The sequence below is a fragment of the Shewanella sp. YQ_9 genome, from assembly GCF_043103185.1.
In the GTDB taxonomy this organism is placed as follows: Bacteria; Pseudomonadota; Gammaproteobacteria; order Enterobacterales; family Shewanellaceae; genus Shewanella; species Shewanella algae.
This window is the reverse complement of the sequence record NZ_JBICJO010000052.1, coordinates 1-3,865: the sequence shown is the minus strand read 5'-3', so window position 1 is coordinate 3,865 and position 3,865 is coordinate 1. Positions and strand designations below refer to the sequence as shown.

Below are 3,865 nucleotides of genomic sequence, written 5' to 3'. Positions count from 1 at the left end.
CTCATTGAAGGGCGTTTTTTTATGGCATTTTCAACTCAGTCTGTGTAATTGAACAGCGATTTCACTGTTTCCAGGGTTTCATCTATGGTCTTGATGCTGGAAGGGCAGATAAATATAGTATCATCACCGGCAATAGTGCCCAGAATACCTTCTGGCTTGCCGATGGAGTCCAACAGCCTGGCAATTAACTGCGCCGCCCCCGGGCTGGTACGCACCACTATCATGGCTTGGTTATGATCCACATCCAATACCAGATTCTTCAGCGGGCTGCCGGCAGTAGGTACCCCTAGTTCAGCCGGTAAGCAGTAGACCATCTCCTGCTTGGCGTTACGGGTGCGCACGGCACCGAACTTGCTCAGCATGCGCGAGACTTTGGACTGGTTGATATTGGCAAAGCCTTCGGCTTGCAGTGCATTGACTATTTCACTCTGGGAGCCGAAGCGCTCCTCTTTAAGCAGAGCCTTGAAGGTTCTGATTAGCTCATCCTGATTTTTGCTTGCTTGCATCATCTTCTTCTGTCGTTATTCAGAAAATCCCGGCCATTCTGCATATCAAATGGATAAGTGTCAACAAATACCCAAGATGTATGCATAAAAATGCAATGCAGGTCATTTGGTGGGTAAAAGAAGCCTCAGTGGGTAGTAGAAAATGCTGAAGTTAATTCAGCTTTTGATGAAACAGAGTCATATGACTAAGGGATAATTGCTATTTTTGTGACGATCCTTTAATGTTGCGCCATCACAGAATTAGATCTATGTCACACATAATTCCGAGAATTGACGGAGATAACTATGAAAGTTGCTGTACTTGGTGCTGCTGGTGGTATCGGCCAGGCTCTTGCCCTTCTGTTGAAAACCCAATTGCCTGCCGGCTCTCAGCTGTCACTCTATGATATCGCCCCCGTAACGCCTGGGGTTGCCGTGGATCTGAGTCATATCCCGACAGCAGTTGAAGTTAAAGGTTTTGCCGGTGAAGACCCAACGCCCGCACTGGAAGGTGCCGATGTGGTGCTGATTTCTGCCGGTGTTGCCCGTAAGCCGGGCATGGATCGTTCTGATCTGTTCAATATCAATGCCGGTATCGTCCGTAACCTGATTGAAAAAGTGGCCGCGACTTGTCCCAAGGCGCTGATCGGTATCATCACTAACCCAGTGAACACCACTGTGGCCATTGCTGCTGAAGTACTGAAAAAAGCCGGTGTTTACGACAAGAACCGTCTGTTCGGTGTGACGACTCTCGATGTCATCCGCTCTGAAACCTTTATCGCCGAAGCCAAAGGGCTGAACGTTGCCGATGTTAAAGTCAATGTGATTGGCGGCCACAGCGGTGTGACCATTCTGCCTCTGTTGTCTCAGGTTGAAGGTGTCAGCTTCTCTGATGAAGAAGTTGCTGCCCTGACCAAGCGTATTCAAAACGCTGGTACTGAAGTGGTTGAAGCCAAAGCCGGTGGCGGCAGCGCGACTCTGTCCATGGGCCAGGCCGCTTTCCGTTTCGGTCTGTCGCTGATCCGCGGTCTGCAGGGTGAAGCCAATGTGATCGAGTGCGCCTATGTTGATGGTGGTAGCGAGCACGCTGAATTCTTTGCCCAGCCAGTGGTACTCGGCAAGAATGGTATCGAAAAGGTTCTGCCGTATGGAGAGCTGAGCGCGTTTGAAACCAACGCCCGTGATGCCATGCTGGATACCTTGAAGGCGGATATCAAACTGGGTGTAGACTTCGTTAAGTAAGTCGACTCAGGGAATAAAAAGGAGCGCCGCGGCGCTCCTTTTTGCTACTTGAACTTATTCTACTCTGGCCTTGCTGGCTAGTTTCTTTGGCAAAACAGCCGAATTCTTTCCTGCTGCTCCTTTATCTGCGCCTGCCGTTCTTCTTCTGTCATCTTAATCATTTCACCGGAGGCCTCATCTTTACGTTGCAGTCTGGTGTGGGTATTGAGTACATCCAATTGGAATTTGGCCTTATCACAAATAGCCTGAGCCTGGGCCGCATCTTTCTCCTTGATCAATTTGGCCTGTTTCTCAGACTCAGTTTCCTGCACAACGTCATCTTTTCGCTTCGGCGCGACCGTGCCAATTCTGGCGGGTTGCAGATTTTGGCTGTCCAGTTCGGTGGCTTGTTGTTGTGGCGGCGGCTCTTGGCTGTAGTGGGTAACGCCATTTTCATCGACCCAAGTATAGATGGGCGTTGCCGAGGCAGCGTTGGCTCCGAGTAATGCCAGCAGAGCCATAAATAGGCTGATCCTTATCATTGTCTGTTTCCGTTTCTGCAGGGTGAGCTTGTCTGAGCAAGTGTGTTATCTTTGCCGCTATAGACCTTTATTACACCATCAGGTTAAGTGTATGCAAAATTTATCCAAGCCAACAATAAAAACCCGTGGCATCTATCTGTTACCCAATCTGATGACAACGGCAGGATTGTTCTCGGGCTTCTATGCTGTTATCGCTTCCATGAATGGGCACTTTGAGGCATCGGCTATTGCTGTATTTGTTGCCATGTTATTCGATGGACTGGATGGTCGTCTGGCGCGTTTGACCAACACTCAGAGTGCCTTTGGTGCCGAGTACGACTCGATGGCAGATATGGTATCCTTCGGTATGGCTCCGGCCTTGATAGCCTATAACTGGGGGCTTTCTGAATTGGGCAAAATAGGTTGGCTGGCGGCCTTTATCTATTGCGCCGGGGCTGCCTTGCGTCTGGCGCGCTTCAATACCCAAGTAGGAGTGGCCGATAAACGTTTCTTCCAAGGGCTTGCCAGTCCGGCCGCAGCGGCTCTTATTGCTGGCAGTGTCTGGCTGGGGCAGGGCTACGGCGTCTCAGGGCATGATATAGGCATATTGGTGGCCCTGGTCACGGCCGTTGCCGGTCTGTTGATGGTGAGTAATTTCCGCTATCACTCCTTTAAAGAAGTCGATTGGCGTGGCAAGGTGAACTTCCTGGTGATCTTGCTGGTAGTGGCCGTATTTGTGGTGATCTCGGTCGAGCCTGCATTAATTCTCTGTCTGCTATTTTATCTCTATGCTCTCTCGGGGCCTGTGGTTACCATTCGCAGCGTTAGAAAACTCAAGGTGTCTCATGTCGTTGGTGATGACGATGAGGCAGATGACTGTGATGACAAAGCATCAAGTGCAGAGAACTCTCCCATTTCCCATGCTCGAGATAACAAAGATAGCGATAACAAAGAGAGCGCCGAAGAAAAAGAAGATACGGGAGATAAAGCGAGCCAAGACAAGCTCAAGTCATGAATCTCTCTTGAAAGTGAAAACTTTGGGCTGCCACTCAAAAGGCTTTTACTCTGCAAAGCGGCAAAATATGTGCTAAACCTAGATCCCACCTCGAGTGAAATAGCCTTATGAAGACTCGTTTCACTCGGGCAACGGAACCCAACTTGCTAACTGTTCGACTCAAGGACGTAAGTTCGGGCATAGGTTTGGCATAGGTTTGGCATAGGTTCGGCATAGGTTTGGCATAGCTTCGAGCAGAGATGCAGAGGACTGATATCACTTTGACGAGCAACTCTGGTTAGTGAGCAAGTCAGCTTGCATAGCCATCTCAGTCGGTTCAAGTTACTCATCAAGATAAAAAGGGACTTTAGGGTAATATCTATGTTGCTCAAAGGTTGGTTTTGCCCTGTTGATGCCTAAATAGTGTTCGCTTGGTGTGGTTTTGCAAAAATCCCCCTTGCACAAAAGTTTTGGCTCCCTATAATGCGCTCCCACTGACACGGCACAGCGGCAACGCGAAAGACGTGACAGGGTCGAAGAAAAACGGCTCTCGAGTCCTTTCAACGACAGGCGAAAAAAGATGGTAAATACCTCTTGACGCCGCAGCAGGAAAGCGTAGAATACGCAGCCCTGACCCGATGGCC

At 49.6% G+C, this 3,865-nt stretch carries 5 protein-coding genes; 2 read left to right on the top strand and 3 right to left on the bottom strand.

All coding sequences use genetic code 11. The annotated features are described in order from the left end of the window. Window positions 1–35: 35 nt before the first annotated feature. Entirely contained in the window at window positions 36–506 is a 471-nt protein-coding gene (gene argR / locus ACF8D4_RS14545) for a transcriptional regulator ArgR (RefSeq protein WP_025012091.1), read from the bottom strand. A gap of 285 nt (window positions 507–791) precedes the next feature. Between argR and mdh the strand changes: the two genes are divergently transcribed. After that, window positions 792–1,727, top strand: coding sequence for a malate dehydrogenase (mdh, locus tag ACF8D4_RS14540; RefSeq protein ID WP_025012092.1), 936 nt, complete (start codon window positions 792–794; stop codon window positions 1,725–1,727). 77 nt (window positions 1,728–1,804) lie between these two features. Here mdh and ACF8D4_RS14535 read toward each other — a convergent pair whose 3' ends face one another. After that, a complete protein-coding gene (locus tag ACF8D4_RS14535) occupies window positions 1,805–2,248 on the bottom strand; it encodes a DUF4124 domain-containing protein (protein WP_392465463.1) in 444 nt (147 codons plus the stop codon). A 91-nt stretch (window positions 2,249–2,339) separates the two neighbouring features. On the opposite strand from ACF8D4_RS14535, the gene pssA reads away from it, so the two are divergent. Further along, window positions 2,340–3,242: a CDP-diacylglycerol--serine O-phosphatidyltransferase gene (gene pssA, locus ACF8D4_RS14530; protein ID WP_025012094.1), complete on the top strand. Its 903-nt coding sequence runs from the start codon at window positions 2,340–2,342 to the stop codon at window positions 3,240–3,242. A 321-nt stretch (window positions 3,243–3,563) separates the two neighbouring features. On the opposite strand, the gene ACF8D4_RS14525 is transcribed toward pssA, so the two are convergent. Beyond that, window positions 3,564–3,865: hypothetical protein (locus ACF8D4_RS14525; RefSeq protein ID WP_392465460.1), on the bottom strand; the 302-nt coding region annotated here is incomplete at its 5' end.